The organism is Calothrix sp. CBUCES-K 9914 (assembly GCF_059640475.1).
In genome coordinates this window covers 1-17408 of sequence record NZ_JBXXZH010000027.1, presented here as the reverse complement: position 1 = coordinate 17408, position 17408 = coordinate 1, and the positions used below count along the sequence as shown (strand labels likewise).

The window sequence follows — 17408 nt, the reverse complement described above, 5'->3', positions numbered from 1 at the left end:
ATCAACCTCAGTTAGCTAGATATTAAATTCAAACTCCAAGCTATTCATTATTATGGCGCCCTTACTGAAATTGGCTCCACTACCTCAAGTTACAATTTTCAGAATCGCACCGCTATTCCTTTATTCGGTGGATTTAGGGTGTTTTTTGTGAATAATCGGCAAGTAGTGCAATATAAATAAGATGTGCTAGCAATACACCTAACCACGAGAGAGTTACCCAAGGCAACCATTCCCAGGTTGTTTTGAGAAAATTATGGAAAAACCACATTCCCGAATTGGTTGCAGCAAAGATTGCCACATGTACAGCAAAATTCATGCGGTCGTCCAATTTACGGAAATCTGGGTCTTGACGGGTGGGTATACGAGACCAACGCGGAGGCATAATACTTAAGAATCTTACCAACAGGATTGATTGTATCGCATTATATAGTTGAAAGGTGATTTTTGTTGACAAGGCTGAAAATATGACTCCTATACCAAGTGGAGGAATTTTTTATTTAAATAAATGTGATTTGCTTTATCTTTTGATAGAGGTAGTTAATTTTTTTGCTTGTAATGATATATAACTGTTGCTGAATTAGAGAAACACATTTATGGCTAAGATTAATCCAATCCAATTACAAAAGCATTTGAAAGGCATGGATTATCCGGCAAGCAAAGATGAATTGGTGAAACAAGCCCAAAAGAATGGCGCCGATGACAACGCCATTTCAGTTTTAGAAAAGCTACCTGATAATGAATATGGAAGCCCTACTGCTGTAAGTCAAGCTGTAAGCAGCATAAATTAATTTCAATTTTTTTGAGATTGTGTGTAATTTAAATTATGGTTGGTAAATTTAGAGGGGCTATTCAATAGCCCTTTTTTGTAATGTTTAACCAAAATCACCAGATTTACCTCCTGTTTTGCTCACCAACTGAATAGACTCAATCTGAATCGACTTTTCTATGGCTTTTGCCATATCGTATAAAGTTAGTGCAGCAACCGAGACTGCTGTTAAAGCTTCCATCTCTACCCCCGTTTCAGCTTTGGTTTTAACGGTTGCTTGAATCTCATAACCTGGTAATTGCGGTTGCGGTATTATTTGAACTTCGACTTTCTGTATTGGAAGAGGATGACATAGAGGTATTAAATTCGCGGTTTGTTTCGCTGCCATTATTCCTGCAAGTCGCGCGGTAGATAGTACATCACCCTTTGGAACGTTACCCGCTTCAATTGCAGCAAACGTTTCGCTCAACATCCGCACTCGTCCAACTGCAACAGCTGTACGCGCGGTAAATGCTTTGTCTGATACATCCACCATTTGCGCTTGTCCCTTTTTGTCAAGGTGACTCAGGTTCGTAGAAAAATTTTCGTTCATTGTCTTGTGTTTTTATAATGGCTGTGCTAATATTAATTCTTGTGAGTGCAAGGGCGTGTAGCTCAGTGGACTAGAGCACGTGGCTACGGACCACGGTGTCAGGGGTTCGAATCCCTTCCCGCCCGCTAAGATGATGTAGAGACCGTAAATTTACGGTCTCTACATTTATTGATTTAATGAATATACATCTGTACCTTTACCCAAGGCAAAAAGTGCGGAAGCGCGTAAGCTTTTACTTGACTGAGTTAAGAAAATAATAATCGCGATCACAGTTAGTATTCCAACGAAACCAAACATACTGCGATAACCAACCTCTTCAGCAACGGAACCTAAAACTGGGCCAGCTATCGCGATACCAACATCAAATCCTGAAATACATAAAGCAAATATTCGTCCCCGTTCATTAGGTAGCGAACGGTCTGCCATCATTGCTACTACCATTGGTATTAATGTTCCACCTCCGGCGCCTTGAATTAAAGCTGCTAGCAAAAAGTCAACTGCGCTGTTTGCTTGCCACAGTAAAAACATGGCTACGCTATAGCAGGCAATACCAATAGTTATAAATAAACCTCGTCCGATGCGGTCACTAGTTTTACCTGTGAACAACCGAATACTAAAACTTGTAATTGCTGCTGCGGTGTAAAATAATCCCGCATTCAAATCTACTTGAGTCGATTTGAGAAATAAAGGCACGAAAGTACTAATAGTTCCAAATGCTAGTCCAACAATAAGCATCACGAGAGTTGGAATTCTAACTCTCGGACTTAGAAGAATTCGCCAGAATTTATTTTTATCATTATTTGTTTCTTGTTGAGTCGGCGCCATCAAAACTGGAGTTACAACTTGTAATGTACATAGTAGTGAAGCGGTTGCCAACCCAGTAGCAAGTAAAAACAAAGGTACGTAGCCTTCATATTCTTGTAAATAACCACCTATGGCAGGGCCGATAGCCATGCCAACAGGGTTAACTAAACTCATATATCCAAGAATCTCACCGCGTTTCGTACTTGGGGCAATATCTGTAACCAACGCACTAAAAGCTGTTGTAAAAGCAGCAATGCTTATACCGTGAAACGCGCGTAATGCCATTAATATCGGTACTGATGTCGCAACTGCGTAACCAAGCGGCGCCAAAGCAGCAGCTAAAACACCAATAATTAGTACAATCTTACGTCCACGTTCATCAGCTAATTTTCCTAAATAAGGACGAAACAATAACAAACCGATGGCAAAACTGCCCATCGTCACCCCGATTTGCTGTTTAGTCGCCCCAATGTGTTGTATATACAAAGGTAGTGTTGGCAACTGCGAAGCCATACTCGACCAAAACAATAAACCTGCTGCAAATAATACATACAAGTTACGGTTCAGTCTTGAATCAAATGTGTGTACGTCCACGGTAGATGTGTTTGAGGGATTAATAATTAATCCCTTTATTGTTACATTACTTCACATCATTTGATACAACTTCCCGAACGCGGTATATTGGTCGTCCCTGTGATTCGTGGTAGGTACGCATTAATAATTCTGCGAGTAAACCGAAGCAAAATAACTGAACGCCTGTAACAAGAAGCAGCACGGCTAAAATCAGCAGTGGACGATTTCCGATATCCTCGTTAAATACTAATTTGACAAAAGTCAAGTAAATACTAATGGCGCCACCAGATACTATTGAACCTAACCCTAATAACCCAAACACGTGCATGGGACGGGTAAGGAACTTTTTCATAAAAGCAATGGTAAGTAAATCCATCATGACTCGAAAAGTTCTTGCCAGTCCATACTTACTTGCGCCAAAACGCCGAGCATGGTGTCTCACAGGCATTTCAGCAATACGGGCACCTTCGATGTATGCTAACGCTGGTAAAAAACGATGCAGTTCGCCGTATAAATTCATATCCGCGACAAGTTCACTGCGGTATGCTTTGAGCGAACAACCATAATCATGAATTCGTACTCCAGTGATGCGACGAATTATCCAGTTGGCAATTTTGGAAGGCAATAACCGCGTCAAAGCTTTGTCTTGACGTTTTTGGCGCCAACCGCTGACCATATCGTAGCCTTCATCGAGCTTTGCCAGCAGTAACGGTATATCTGCTGGGTCATTTTGCAAATCGGCATCTAATGTTACAATAGTTTTACCCAGTGCATGATTGAAGCCGGCAGCCATTGCCGCAGTTTGACCGTAGTTACGACGTAAAAGAATTGCTCTTAAATCATTACGAGCTAATGCTACCTGCTTGAGTAACTGCGCTGACCCATCAGTCGAACCATCGTCTACCAAAATAATTTCATAAGTTATTCCACTGTCACGAAAGACAGACGCGATAGCATCAAGTAAATGGGGGATGCTTTCGACTTCGTTATATACAGGTGCCACTATTGACACATCAGGTATGATTGGAGTCACCCCATTTTGTCCAACCATTAATTGCGAAACTAACCCACTCCTCATACAATTGCCTCAAAACTTCTCAAAACCCTACCCGCACCGCGCAGCTGTTTATAGTATGACTGGCTAACAGTATCGCCTTGTTCCGAAAGGATATCAATACCAATGCCATTACGTCCATGTTCTTTCCCGGAACTATGGATATAACGACCATCACCTAAATAAAGTCCTACATGCGTTGCTTTTTGGGGAGTTCCAAAGAATACTAAATCACCTGGCTCTAATTCTGTAACAGCAATCTTGTATAAAAAAGCCTCCTGTTGATATGCGTCGCGCGGAAGACGAACTCCTACTGATGCAAAAGCAGCTTGCATCAACCCCGAACAGTCATAATTTGGCGCTACAGTACCACCCCACAGGTAATAATTAGACTGTTGCATGGCATGGTGAGTAAAGTCAATTACAAGAGGTAGCAGTTTTTTAATATCTTCATAAGCAAATGTTTTCGGTCGATAAGGTACATTGCATGGTTGTAGTAAACTCAAATCTGAAACTGCCAACCAGCCTGGGTAGTTATCTTCACACAAACGTACCTCAATCGCTGTATCCTGATTTGATATAAATTTTAGATGTCTTCCAGTTGCCGCTTGTGTTGCAAGTCGGGAACATTCAGGGGAGTCATATAGATTTAAGTCAGCTAGACATTCGTACTCTAAGGTTTTAGATTCAATATTGAAAACCATATGTTCAAGGTTAAGTGCAAAAAATGAACTTTTTCAGTACAGACGAACAATTAGAACAACTCGGGCAAAGTGTGTTAGAGACTACTTGGAGTAAATTTCCAACGCTAAAGAGTGAACAAATTGCACTGACTTGGATTGTCTACGACCCGCCCGTACTTGTAAATACTGGTGGGGCACTAACACCAGATGCTTTTTGGAATCATCCTGTGCGTGGATTTACTTACCGTGGTGCCGAACGAGTATATCCTGCGAGTGTTGTGAAGTTGTTTTACCTAGTAGCAGCACAAGAATGGCTAGAAAAAGGTATGACTGTCGAATCATCGGAGTTAGAACGGGCAATGCGCGATATGATTGTTGATTCTAGCAATGATGCAACTAGCTTGGTAATGGATATACTTAGCGGTACAACTTCTGGCCCAGAACTTCCACCAGGCCCTTTTGACACATGGAAATATCAACGTTTTATAGTTAATAGATATTATCAGTCTTTAGGTTGGGATGAGTTAAGCAATATAAACGTTTGTCAAAAAACTTGGTGTGATGGATCTTATGGACGTGAGCGCATGTTTTATGGGCAAATGCTGGAAAATCGCAATATGTTAACAACTAATGCAACTGCTAGATTACTGCACAGTATTATTGGTGGAGTCGCTGTTTCCAGCGCGCGCGGAACTGCGATGATGAAGTTACTTTCGCGCGATATCAAAAAAGAATTATTACCCCAAGATGTTGAAGAAGACCAAGTTACAGGTTTTTTAGGCGCCGGACTACCTGAAAATGCACAACTATGGTCAAAAGCCGGATGGACGAGCCAAGTTCGTCACGACGCAGCTTATATAGAAATTCCAGACTTACGTCCTTATTTATTAGTTGTATTTACTGAGGGAAAACCTCAAGCCAAAAGTCGCGAGATTTTACCCTTTGTTTCACAACAATTTGCTGAAGCCATTGGTAGCCTTGGCAACGGATGATAAACGGATGTAACGGATAATTTATTTTATGTGTAGGATAGGCGTCCCGCCTGTCCATTATTCAAATTGTAAGCAGGCATAAAATTAATGAATGATATGTTTTACTATTTAAAACTATATTTACCTATAAATTGGGTGAAGTTTTATAATACAAAACCCGTAATCGTAGACATTTTGATGCAAGCAACTGAGGCTTAACACTTGTATTATTTAATTATAAAATTATCAAAATTCAGTATTTATATGGTGTAAAAATCGAATTTTTATTTTTAAGACTGGTATATATTCAAACTAAATACTTACAATCTAACAGTACTACCTGTTCACCTAACCAGTAGTACCAGTAACGGCGCCAATTTATCTAAAAGCTATGAACAGTACTACCTGTTTGCTTAACCAGTAGTACTAATAATGGCGCCAATTTATCTAAAAACTACGAACTGTACCAATACTGCAAGGGATAGCAAATCGCGAAACGTGAAACCCCGCTCCGAGAGGTTACATGTAACGTCTCTACATACGTTAACCGAGCAGTATTGCGAACCGTACTACCTGTTTACTCAACCAGTAGTACTAATAACGGCGCCAATTTATCTAAAAACTACAAACCTTACTACCTTTTTAGAGTACTTTAGAAGCATAATTGTAAAGCTTGTGGATGTGAAGAAAACATTCAGAAAGCGTTTGTTAAAATAAATGATAGGTGGAATAAGAGTTAACCAATAGTACCAAATTGCTTCATGGGCAACCACATCATATAATAGCTTATAATTGGTATTATTTAATGAGCCAATACTTGAAATTCTTTCATTTTTGTTAACAGTATATATTTAAACTAAATATATTTACTATATAAATTACTACTAGTTAACTTAGCTTTTGCTCCAAAAGTCGCGCCACACCGAAGCAGCACTGCACAGGCGAGACGCCTATGCTACAGCAACGCTCTAAAATTAAAGGTTTATCCGTTACATCCGTTGCGATTATTTTTTCCCAAAAACACGTTGTGTTACCCAAAGAGAAAATAGTGGCAAACAGGTAACATGTGCCCATAAAACAGCTATCGCAACTCCAAGTATTGAAAATTTGGCGCCCACAAGCAATGCAACTCCAAATATTAAAGTAAATATCAAGTTCCAGCGTAGGTCTAAATCTGGTTTACCTATCGTAACAAGTAGCTGGGAGGCTGCATCTGCAAAAGGTCTTGGAAGTGCTGATAAACAAACTATAATGATAATGGGAATTGCATTAACTCGATTTTGCCCGAAAACTATTGGTACATAAAACGGCGCCAGAGTTGATTGCAGTAGTACAAAAGGAAAAATAATTTTAGCTATGATTTTTAGGGTGTGGAAATACGTTCTCTTAAATTCGTCAAATTGAGTGCGTACAGCACATAAATGTGGTAATATCGCCGAGTTGACGGCGTTAATAATACTTAAACTAATTCCTAAGCCAGCATTAAAACCAAAGAAATATATACCTAATTCTTTAACTCCCAAAAAATTGAATATGATTAAGTAGTCTAAGTTATTTCGTAACGTTTTAAATAATCCTATAGCTAATATATTTTTACCAAAATCCCAAATTTGGCGCCAGTGCTTTGTTGTAAATCCTGTTTTAATTCGCCAATTGCTATTTTTAAAATAAACAAAAATTTCAATCGGAGCAACAATTACAGCAGGTAATGCAAATGCCCAAACTCCCATATGCATTATAGCGAATATTGCAGATAAGAAGCTGGCTAAGGAAAATTGGATACTGTCGGTAATTGCAATAAATTTGAAGCGGTTTGCTCTTTGAAGTAAAGTTTTTTGAATACTACTAATAGGCCAAATTAAGTAAGCAATTGCTGATACACATATTGGTAAGACGACTTCAGGAGTATTTTGAGCCTTTGAAATTGGTAATGAAATAATACATTGAATCACAAATAGGCTAGCAAAAACTAACCAGTTTAACCAGTACGCTGAATCACATAATTCTTTTAACTCTTCTTCTTCAGCTTGAATTATTTTGGCGCCAATACCCAAGTTACTAAAATTTACCGCAAACTCTCTTACCGTCAAAACTATGGCGCCTAACCCATAGTCATAATCACTTAGATACCTCGCCATAATTGCAATAAGTACTAAGCGAATAACACGGTAGATCATTTCTGCCATCCCTAACCAGCTGAGGTTACGCAAAAACTGGTTCGATAGCTTTTTTTGAATTTGCCCAATTAGGCTTTGAATAACACTCACTGCATTTTCACAAAATAATAATTGCGTCTCTACTCAGCACTCAGCACTAAATAATCTAATTTTCTAAACTATTCGTTACCATACCTAAAATTCCGATTTGTCCTCCTTTTAACTCCTCTACTACTTGTTGAAAATTGGGACGCGAGGTTTTACCTAATCCAACAACAAATAATATACCATCACAGCGATTGGCTATAGCATTAGTATCCAACCTTCCTAAAAAACTAGGTGTATCATAAATTACTAAATCGAAGTGAGTGCGTGATAGCTCGACGAAATTATTCATCTGAGCAGAGGTAAATAACTTGTTTGGATTTGCTTTGACCCGACCAGCAGTTAACAAATAAAGATTTTCCTCTTTTGGTAACAGTTGAATAGCTGAGTCAATATCTAACCCTTGTGAGAGGACTTCGCTTAATCCTTGAACATTTGGCATTCCTAATTGAGCATGAAGTTGTGGATGTTGTAAATTAGCGTCAACGAGTAGAACTTTTTGCCCTGCTTCCGCTGCAATCTGGGCAAGGTTTACTGCTACAGTGGTTTTACCTTCACCTATTGTTGTGGATGTTATGGCGATTGTGCGAATCGGCATTTCCTTGCTCAGAGATTGAATGCGGTTATAAAGCGAACAAAAGGTTTGCGTAAAAACTGCATTTTCGTTTTGCTTCAATACAGTATTTGATTTTGTATCGCTTTTATCTTCAAGACTTTCTCTACCATGCAATTGAATCACGTTACTGACTGCTGGAATCGGAACGTTTTGACAATAAGGAATTGAGCCGATAATAGGTAATTTTGCCGCACGCTTTACTTCGTTTAGGTCATGAAAAACATTTTTGAAGTTTTCTAACACGAATGCGGCGCCGACACCTAGAAGCAAACCAGCAATTCCACCAAGTACAAGGCTTTGGGAAGGAGTAGCTTTAATCGGAATTAAACGACCTTTTTTGTCGCGCGGTAAAGTTGGAGGCATTATTACCTCCCAAGGTACTTCTTGTTGCGCTGCATCAACTCGCAAAGCTTCTTGTCTAGCAAGAAGTTGGTTTTGGGTATCGGTAGCAATTTGCAAGTCGCGCTGTAAATTACTGTACTGACGCGCGACTAATGGGTATTGCTTGATTTGTTCGTTTAGTTCAAACTCAGCTTGGGTTAACGCGCGTAAACTCGCATCCAGTAACTGCATTTGATTGGTACTATCAGCAAGCTGTTTCGTCAAGTCGCGTCGCACCGTATTTTGATAAGTATTAACTTGGTTTGCTGGTGTTGCTCCTGTACGGTTCCCTAATGCTAATCGTTCTTCTTGTTGTAATAAGGGCTGTAGTTTTTGACGCTGCTCACGTAAGTTTCGCATTACTGGACTTGCTTCTTGATATCGCACCGACTGAGCAGCTATTTGAGCATCAAGTTCTCTTATACGAGTTAGTAATTGCTGATACTGAGGCGACTCACTTAAAGCACTAGCAGCAATTGCATCATTTTGTGACATTCCCAACTGGTTTTGTAGTGATGTATACAATGACCGCGCTTCCAAAAATTTACGCTCGGTTTCCAATCGCTTTACCTTAATATCGTCAAGCCGCTTTAATAACTGCTCACCTTGTATTTGTGGGTTGTAAAAACTGTAACGTTGTTGAAACGCTTGAAGTTGTTCTTGAAGTGTTTTGACACGCATGTTTAACTTCGGTATTTGCTGCTCAACAAACTTTATTCCTTGGCGCAAACTACTATGCTGTTGTTCTATACTATATTTGCGATAAGCCTGAGATAATTGTTCTAGAACAGACTCAATTTTATGTGGATTCTTATCGCGGTAACGTACTTCAATCACCCGCGACTCGTCTTTACCTTTGGCAATGCGTGTCATCATTAGCGTACCCTCACGGTTAACGGGCGCCTTACCCGCTACATCGTTACCAACTAACTGGTCATAATTGATATCAGGGTACTCAGATTTTAACTCCAGAACAACTGGTTTTATTAACTTTGGACTCTTGAGTACCTCCATCAAAGCATTGTAATCTAAGGCTGTTGTATTTTGCTTTGTTATTTCGTTTACGTTTTGCTGAAGTGTTTGAGATAATAATTTCAAAAGTTCACTGTCAGTAGTTTTCAATGGTTCCACCATGATTTGAAACCGACCTTCATACTTTGGCACTTGCGTCGTACCCCAAACTACGGAAATTGTCGCAACTGCTACAGTTACTCCTGCAATTAACCATTTGTTTCGACGCAGAACTCCCAAAACAGGCAAAAACATCGGTTCAGACTCAGCTTCTGGCTTTTTCCAAGCCCAAAAAGCTTCGCGTCCAGTTGAGTGAAGATTTTTATGCTTTAAGGCGCCGTTTTCTGAAGTTGGTATTTGTGTTCCCATGAAAACCCGTGATTAATAAGTAGTATTTTTATGGCTAAATTTATTTTCTATAAATTCTATAGAGTCTTTGCGAATGCACAAGCAGCGTTGTTGACATAAGTCGCTATAGCTGCGTGGGAGCATCTTATGTGTATCAAAATATATTACATCTTACAGCTAAACAGTGGATTTTAATCTATCACTCCGGTCGCTCGATAAAACGAACGGGAACTGTGACTGCACCGAGGCACTGAAATCAAGTATATCTACGTCTTATCTCACTTATTCCATGAGGTAATGCTTTTAAACGTAATTGCACCGAAAATTTTTCATATCTTTATGTATTCTTAACAAGGAGAGCTTGTTTGTCAATGAATAAGTATCAGAAATTTACTTTTGTTTAAGATATCTTGTACACTGCGGGATTAATTCGGCTTTACGAAAAATTTGTATGATAATCCGAGGAGTAAAGATTAAGTAAATTCAAATCTAAAGCTTTACATTATTTAGATTATTGAGACTATTCTGAAAATATCAGTATACACCTATGTACTCTTAGTTTGACTCGAAGCTGAGATTGAGAACTAAGGTAAAAAAAACAGCAAGCAGCATTTAACTTGATAGAGAAGTTGATTGCGCTTGAGTTATAACTTGAGTCCCACTTACACCTATGATACTTATGATGTCAAAACTTACTTTTCCTTCATCAGTATTTTTCTCTGAACAAAAGTAAAAATATTGTAGGATATTATCTGCAATGCTTACAACTCCAACGATTACTGAAAAAATATTCGCAGTGCTTTCGCTGTTCTTTTCCACAACTGCGTTAATACCTGTTCTTCTCGACACTGAAGGTGCTTCGAGCGTAGCAGCAGACCCTTACAGTCCTGTGTTATTCATGGGAATTTATGCGGTTACTACACTGCTAATTGCTTTTCAGTGGAAGGGTTTTAAGCGCGTAGCACTGAATGATATTTGGGTTTGGCTGCTCGTTGGAATTGCTATCGCTTCAAGTTTGTGGACTGTGGCGCCTGAAATTACACTGCGTAGGGGTTTATTATTACTGGGCACTAGCTTATTTGGCGCCTATCTAGCGATGCGATTTACTATACGTGAACAATTACAACTGTTTGCTTGTGCTTGTGGGCTAGTAGTGATATTAAGTTTTGTATTTGCAATTGCTTTACCGTTTTACGGATTAATGAGCTTTCAGGAAGGAGGGGTTCATGCAGGCGCATGGCGTGGCATCATGACACACAAAAATATCTTAGGTCGCTTTGTAGTACTAAGTAGCATTGTGTTAATGTTTACTGCACTTGGTAAACCAATGCCAGCAAACAGAAAATATAACTGGCTGTCTTGGGTCGGTTACGGTATGTCAGTGGCGCTGGTAATTCTTTGTACTTCAAAAACAGCATTAATTGCATTTATTGTTTTGACAATCACGTTTATACTGTACAGGTCGTGGCGTTGGAACTACTCTTACTTCATTCCCTTTACTATCGCTGTAGTGCTGGTAGTTGGAGGTGGAGCTATTTTATTACTTGATAATCTTGATGTCGTTGCAGGTGCTGTTGGACGTGACCTGACGTTAACAGGACGCACTGATATTTGGGCTGTAATGCTGGATAAAATTGCTGAACGTCCTCTAAATGGTTACGGCTTTAATGCGTTTTGGCGTGACTGGGATAGTCCTGTTACTGCCGATGTCTGGCGCCAGTTGGCTTGGGAGTGTCCCTATGGTCACAACGGAGTTATGGACTTACTCGCAGAGTTGGGAATATCAGGATTAATAACTTTTATATGTAGCTACATGATTGCTTTGTTCAAAAGTATTCAACTGCTGCGAATGACTCGAAACGTCGAGGGCATGTGGCATTTGATGTTTTTGACTTATCTATTAATCTACAACATCAGCGAGAGTACTTTGGTTGCAACGAATAGTATTTACTGGATACTTTATGTGTCAACAGCGTTTTCACTATCGCTCAACTTGCAGCAGTTACGAGACTATAACTATGAATCGGTTCCTGACAACTGGATGGAACTCGAAGCATCAAACAACCAAAATTTTTACTAGATAGTTTATTTACTTACTTTAAAATGAAGATTACCTTAGTATGTCACGACATTCCCTATCCTGCAATTCATGGCGGTCGAGTAGACATGTGGCGCCGGATAAAAGCCTTCGTGCAACTTGGAATTGAGTTGCAAATAATATCTTGGGTGAATCAAGCTCCTGAATCAGAAGATATTCTTCAAATCAACAGATATGTCAAAAACTTGTGCTTAATAGTTTACAAAAAAGATGTATTTTCAGCTATTCAGCAAATCTGTCAGTTATCGAAGTATCCGTTAGAAGTCACTTCTAGAATAGTTAGCGCGAGTAAATTAGAATCGCTTGTAGAAGAAGTTAATTCATTTCATCCTGATGTAATATGGCTTGATGGTATTCAAGGTGGAGAAATTGCGTGTAAGTTGAGTAAAAAATTAAATATTCCGCTGATTTACCGTTCGCATAATATTGAATATTTATATTCTCAAAGATTATTTGCTTCCGCAAAAGGTTTGAGTAAAGTTAGAAGTTTTTTCTCGAAAATGCATATGGAACAATACGAGAAAAATATTCTCACAAAAAGCGCTTTATTTTACGATATCTCTTTGGATGATTTGAAATTTTGGCAGTCGCAAGGTTTTACTAATGGACGTTATCTACCACCATTAGCAGATTTTTATCAGAATATAAACGATATTAATAATAGCTTTGATGATACTAAGCTCGAATACGATATTGTTTTTTGCGGCAATTTATATTCTAATAATAACGTTGCCGGAATCGCTTGGTTTTTGAGTGAAGTTTTTCCTATTGTACTAAATAAATTACCAAATACCAAAGTTTTGATTGCTGGCGCCAGACCTGTTGAAAAAGTTAAGAATATGTGTCGGGAAGCAGGAGTGCATCTTAAAATAAATCCAGTTTCATCAGCAGAAATTTATAATTCAGGTCGTATTTTTATTAATCCAACACTTACAGGTAGCGGTGTCAGCATCAAATCAGTTGAAATGTTAGCATTCAATAAACCTATAGTATCGACTTTACAAGGTATAAGTGGTTTACCAGAAGTCATTAACAAACACTTTTACATTGCTGAAAATCCAGAGTCTTTTGCTGATACAATAATTAACTTATTATCATCTTCAGATCAAAAAAATATTCCTGACTCGAAATTATTTGAATCTATTTTTGGAATACAAACTTTAGAAAAAGTCCTTCAAGAAATAACTTATTTGATTGAATTACCACTATCAAAAAGAAACTGATACGTTATTTGATAACTTGAAGGCGCCTGTAAGTAAGAGTAATAGAGGAGATATACCGCACTAGATGATATTTTGCAGTCAGAGCTAAATTCAATTGTTTTAATTTTTTGCTGTTTTTAAATTGTTTTAAAATGAAAATATTGTACTTAACAACAGTTCTCCCAAGCCCAAAAAAGACAGGTGGTGAAATCGCATCTCAAACTTTTATTGAAGCGCTTGAGAGGGAGCAGTATGAAGTTACAGTAGTTGCTTATCAAAGGCAAGATTCAAACACAGTTAGAACTAACGAAATTTCTGTAGGCACCCGCAAAATAGAAACGTATAAATCTTATTTATCATCAATTGTGTGGATGATTAAAAGCTTTTTTAAAAACTTACCTTACTCGGCAACAAAATATTATTCTAAAAAATACTCACAAATTGTAAATGTGCTTTTGACAAAAAATAATTATGATATTATAATTATAGACCATGCTCAAATAGGATGGATAATAAATTTATTAATACCTAATAAAATCAGCAAACAAAATAACATAAAAACTAAAATCATACTAATGGCTCATAATATTGAGCATGAAGTTTATTTAGCTCAATGCCAGAGTACAAAGAATCAGATATCTAAGTACATTTATTCTCGTGAAGCACGTCTAATTAAAGTCATAGAAGACAAATTGGCAAGTGTCGCTCACCAAGTTTGGACTTTGGCAGAGCATGATTCCAAGTATTTTTATAAATTGAATCAGCATTCGATAGTTTTCGATTTGCCCGCTAGCTTAACTTTAAGTTATAAACCATTCCAGCATCAAATTCCGACAAAATTTGATATCGGTATTATTGGTAGCTGGACTTGGAAAGCTAACTTATTAGGTTTGAAGTGGTTTTTTCAAGCCGTATATCCATACTTACCCAAAAATTTATCAATACACGTTGCTGGTAAAGGGGCTGAATGGTTAAATGGAGAATACGCAAATGTTGAGTATTGCGGTTTTGTTCCTGATGTTCAGGCATTCATGGCACAAGCAAAAGTAATTGCTATTCCCTCGATAGTAGGTGGTGGTGTTCAAATTAAAACACTTGATGCTATTGCATCAGGTTTACCGATAGTCGCTACTCCTATGGCTTTACGAGGAATCTTTAGTTATCCATCGATAATTAAAGTTGCTGAACGACCTGATGAATTTGCTTATACTTTAGTTGATTTATTGAATAGCAACTTTGGACAAGAAATGAATAGCAAGCTAATTGATGAATGCTTTCAATGGCTACAGTCAAGACAGGAACAATTCTCCAAAAAAGTCACGTTTGCAATCAAGAATCTAGGAATTATTTTGACAAAATAATTAGGGTTTTTCATGTTATTTAATCATGAATTTAAAACATGTAGAGACCAAATTAATTCGGTCTCGACAACATACAGATTTTACAAATGATTTACGACAACTATATTTTTAATATTTATCTGCCATGCGCCAAAAATGACGATTATTTTTATGGTCTTTCTTAAGATAGTCTTTTTTCACATATAAATTAAGTTTTTGTTTTAAAATCAGAAATAAAAAGGGTATATCTTCGATTAAATAACGTCTCCACAACCTTTTTGGCTCACACAACAATCTGAACAACCATTCAAAACCAGTTTGACTAACCCAGTTCGGTGCGCGTTTCACACTTCCTGCTTCAAAATCAATAGTGGCGCCAAGTGCCATAAAAATCTGAATATGTGGCAATTGGTCTTTATACTTATGTATCCATTTTTCCTGTTTAGGGGCGCCAACTCCTATAATTAAAACAGTGGCACCAGAATTATTTATCATCTCGGTAATCTGTTGACATTCCGGAAGATTATTTTCAAACCCAAAGCTCGGAGAATAAGAACCAACTACAATGTTTCTACCAATCTTAGAGTTGATTTTTTGCTGTGCTTGACTCGCAATTCCTTCTTTGGCGCCTAAAAGAAATATTTTTATTTTCTTATTATGCTTATGATAATTGTAAAAAGCCGGCAATAAGTCAGAGCCAGATATCTTTTCGCGCAGAGGAGTACCTAGTAATCTGGAAGCTAAGAGTAGTATTTGACTGTCACAAACTTTATAATTACTGATACTGTAAGCTTGGCAGAATTCTGGGTCTTTTTGCAGCTTCATCAAATGGTCTACGTTGGGTGTAAATACAACACCTGATTTCAAGCTTTCCAAAAATTCAGTCTTTGATAAATTGTCGATTTCTAAATTTAGGATTTTGACTTTATTCATGGTAGAACACTGCTCATATGAACTTGATTTAGACAAATTTGAAACATCTGTGTAAAATTTAATTAAAAAAACGCAGAATCTACTGAAGTAATATTTGCTCTTATCTTAGAATGTTTCGCTGGGATATCTATTGTTTACTGAGAAATTTCGGTATTGTCACCGTTTTAAATTGACAATCTTTTAATCTCTTAATCTTAAATTAGCATACTTACCTATGTAGTCATATCAAGTTCATATACTTTTCATTGAAACTACAAGATGCATTTTGTGAGTTCATACTAAAAAATAAGCTATTTACTGCTTTTGTCGTATTTATGTGATTGTATTGACCTTTAAATGTATGAAATTTATGTAAAGACCTCCTTGTGTAGGAAAGATGTAATTTTTTTCTTTTATCGATGTTTACAAAAAGATAATATACAATGTAAAACTTTACGAAATCAAAAAATCTTTAACTGACACATTGCGAATAGTATCAGCAATTTTGATCTTATTGAACACCATTGTGATATAACTAATATATCCAAGTAATTTTTGCTACAAATAATATTTAATATAAATCATTTTTTATACTTAACAAGCCAAGCCAATTCTAAAGACAAACCTAGTTTCTTAAACCACTTCAATATCTTGTTGATATTAAAAAATTTCTTACCGAGTGACTAAAATTAGTGACATACCTATATAGGTATATACAATTTGAGTTGTTGACATAATTATGATATTTTTGTATTATCTGTTAGTGGAGCGTAGGAAGTAGATGTAACATGTATATTAGATAGTTTTTGTCAACCGTATAATTAATGTTGTATAGTAGTATAAACTGGTAATAAATATTATATTTTCCTATCTCAAAGACGATGTAGAAATTAAATTTTTGATGTTTAATAGTTGAGTATTGCTAAAAATTCATGCCTAGCAACTACTATTTAATTGGTGTGATAGTATTTTTTGAGGAGTGAACGTGAAGAGTATTTTTTCCCGCAATGGAATTTTCTGTGCGTTAGGTTTAACGTCCACGGTCGTTTTGGCAAGCACAGCAGCAGTTGCCCAGATAGCAACACCAGCAAGTAGTACACAAACACTGACCCAGACATTAAAGCGCGCGCGTACAGTAGTGGTTACACCCGTACCAGGAACTACAGCAACAACTTCTGCTGCGTTAATGCAGTCGTCAAATTTGCCAGCAGAACAGCGAACGCAGGAAGTCACAAACCAAACCACTAAGCAAGTAGCACAAGCAGATATTGACCCAGGTAGAACAACTCGCGGTGGTTCAAGCTATGTTGGTGTAGCGGGTAATATTGGTCTTGGGGGTGGAGATTCGGCGCTAGGAGACGGTAACTTTGCTGTAATAAGTAAAGTTGGGTTGACAAGAGCTTTTTCAGTTCGACCAGCAGCAATCTTTGGTAATAACACAGCTATATTGATACCTGTGACTTATGATTTTTCCTTGCAGCAATCTGAAGACCCATTTGTAGAGCCATTACCAATTGCACCATATGCTGGAGTCGGCGCCGCAATTAAAACGGGTGGTGATAATTCAAAAGTAGCGTTTATGGTTACTGGTGGAGTAGATTTTCCGCTAACTCAACAATTTACAGCAACCGCAGCAATCAACGCCGGATTTTTTGACCAAACCGATGTTGGACTTTTAGTTGGTGTTGGTTATAACTTTGGTGGCTTTTAATGAGTGAAGAGTACTGAGTGCTGAGTGCTGAGTGCTGAGTAGAAAGTGCTGAGTAGAAAGTGCTGAGTGCTGAGTAGAAAGTGCT

The 17408-nt window shown here is 37.7% G+C and carries 14 protein-coding genes and 1 tRNA gene; 7 read left to right on the top strand and 8 right to left on the bottom strand.

The window, feature by feature from the left end; translation table 11 throughout:
- Positions 1-133: 133 nt before the first annotated feature.
- On the bottom strand, positions 134-382 hold the full coding sequence (locus AC2JBO_RS08690; RefSeq protein WP_496953237.1) for a hypothetical protein: 249 nt from the start codon (positions 380-382) through the stop codon (positions 134-136).
- A gap of 211 nt (positions 383-593) precedes the next feature.
- Here AC2JBO_RS08690 and AC2JBO_RS08685 point away from each other — a divergent pair, with 211 nt between their 5' ends.
- Positions 594-788 (top strand): DUF2795 domain-containing protein, encoded by a 195-nt coding sequence (locus AC2JBO_RS08685; RefSeq protein ID WP_496953236.1) that lies wholly within the window; start codon positions 594-596, stop codon positions 786-788.
- An 84-nt stretch (positions 789-872) separates the two neighbouring features.
- Here AC2JBO_RS08685 and moaC read toward each other — a convergent pair whose 3' ends face one another.
- Positions 873-1358, bottom strand: coding sequence for a cyclic pyranopterin monophosphate synthase MoaC (gene moaC / locus AC2JBO_RS08680; protein WP_496953235.1), 486 nt, complete (start codon positions 1356-1358; stop codon positions 873-875).
- 51 nt (positions 1359-1409) lie between these two features.
- Between moaC and AC2JBO_RS08675 the strand changes: the two genes are divergently transcribed.
- Positions 1410-1483, top strand: a tRNA-Arg gene (locus tag AC2JBO_RS08675).
- Between the two features lie 40 nt (positions 1484-1523).
- Here the strand turns inward: AC2JBO_RS08675 and AC2JBO_RS08670 are convergent.
- From AC2JBO_RS08670 to AC2JBO_RS08660, 3 genes are read right to left on the bottom strand one after another with little or no spacing between them, the layout of a single operon-like run.
- The gene (locus tag AC2JBO_RS08670) at positions 1524-2756 is read right to left on the bottom strand and encodes an MFS transporter (RefSeq protein WP_496953234.1); all 1233 of its coding nucleotides are present in this window, start codon (positions 2754-2756) and stop codon (positions 1524-1526) included.
- Between the two features lie 46 nt (positions 2757-2802).
- Complete coding sequence (locus AC2JBO_RS08665) at positions 2803-3813, bottom strand: glycosyltransferase family 2 protein (RefSeq protein ID WP_496953233.1); 1011 nt, start codon at positions 3811-3813, stop codon at positions 2803-2805.
- Positions 3810-4493, bottom strand: a complete 684-nt coding sequence (locus AC2JBO_RS08660) for a C40 family peptidase (protein ID WP_496953232.1) — start codon at positions 4491-4493, stop codon at positions 3810-3812. The genes AC2JBO_RS08665 and AC2JBO_RS08660 overlap by 4 nt, the downstream gene beginning before the upstream one ends.
- A gap of 23 nt (positions 4494-4516) precedes the next feature.
- Between AC2JBO_RS08660 and AC2JBO_RS08655 the strand changes: the two genes are divergently transcribed.
- Positions 4517-5464, top strand: coding sequence for a serine hydrolase (locus tag AC2JBO_RS08655; RefSeq protein WP_496953231.1), 948 nt, complete (start codon positions 4517-4519; stop codon positions 5462-5464).
- Positions 5465-6447: 983 nt separating this feature from the next.
- On the opposite strand, the gene AC2JBO_RS08650 is transcribed toward AC2JBO_RS08655, so the two are convergent.
- Positions 6448-7710 (bottom strand): lipopolysaccharide biosynthesis protein, encoded by a 1263-nt coding sequence (locus AC2JBO_RS08650; protein WP_496953230.1) that lies wholly within the window; start codon positions 7708-7710, stop codon positions 6448-6450.
- 55 nt (positions 7711-7765) lie between these two features.
- Positions 7766-10081 carry a GumC family protein gene (locus AC2JBO_RS08645; protein ID WP_496953229.1) on the bottom strand — a complete coding sequence of 772 codons (2316 nt, stop codon included), beginning with the start codon at positions 10079-10081 and terminating at the stop codon, positions 7766-7768.
- A gap of 736 nt (positions 10082-10817) precedes the next feature.
- On the opposite strand from AC2JBO_RS08645, the gene AC2JBO_RS08640 reads away from it, so the two are divergent.
- From AC2JBO_RS08640 to AC2JBO_RS08630, 3 genes are all read left to right on the top strand, one after another.
- On the top strand, positions 10818-12140 hold the full coding sequence (locus tag AC2JBO_RS08640) for an O-antigen ligase family protein (RefSeq protein ID WP_496953228.1): 1323 nt from the start codon (positions 10818-10820) through the stop codon (positions 12138-12140).
- 23 nt (positions 12141-12163) lie between these two features.
- On the top strand, positions 12164-13381 hold the full coding sequence (locus tag AC2JBO_RS08635; protein WP_496953227.1) for a glycosyltransferase: 1218 nt from the start codon (positions 12164-12166) through the stop codon (positions 13379-13381).
- A 131-nt stretch (positions 13382-13512) separates the two neighbouring features.
- Positions 13513-14721 (top strand): glycosyltransferase family 4 protein, encoded by a 1209-nt coding sequence (locus AC2JBO_RS08630; protein WP_496953226.1) that lies wholly within the window; start codon positions 13513-13515, stop codon positions 14719-14721.
- 108 nt (positions 14722-14829) lie between these two features.
- Here the strand turns inward: AC2JBO_RS08630 and AC2JBO_RS08625 are convergent, their stop codons facing one another.
- Positions 14830-15633: a WecB/TagA/CpsF family glycosyltransferase gene (locus AC2JBO_RS08625; protein ID WP_496953225.1), complete on the bottom strand. Its 804-nt coding sequence runs from the start codon at positions 15631-15633 to the stop codon at positions 14830-14832.
- A 964-nt stretch (positions 15634-16597) separates the two neighbouring features.
- Here AC2JBO_RS08625 and AC2JBO_RS08620 point away from each other — a divergent pair.
- Positions 16598-17323, top strand: a complete 726-nt coding sequence (locus tag AC2JBO_RS08620; RefSeq protein ID WP_496953224.1) for a hypothetical protein — start codon at positions 16598-16600, stop codon at positions 17321-17323.
- Positions 17324-17408: the final 85 nt, after the last annotated feature.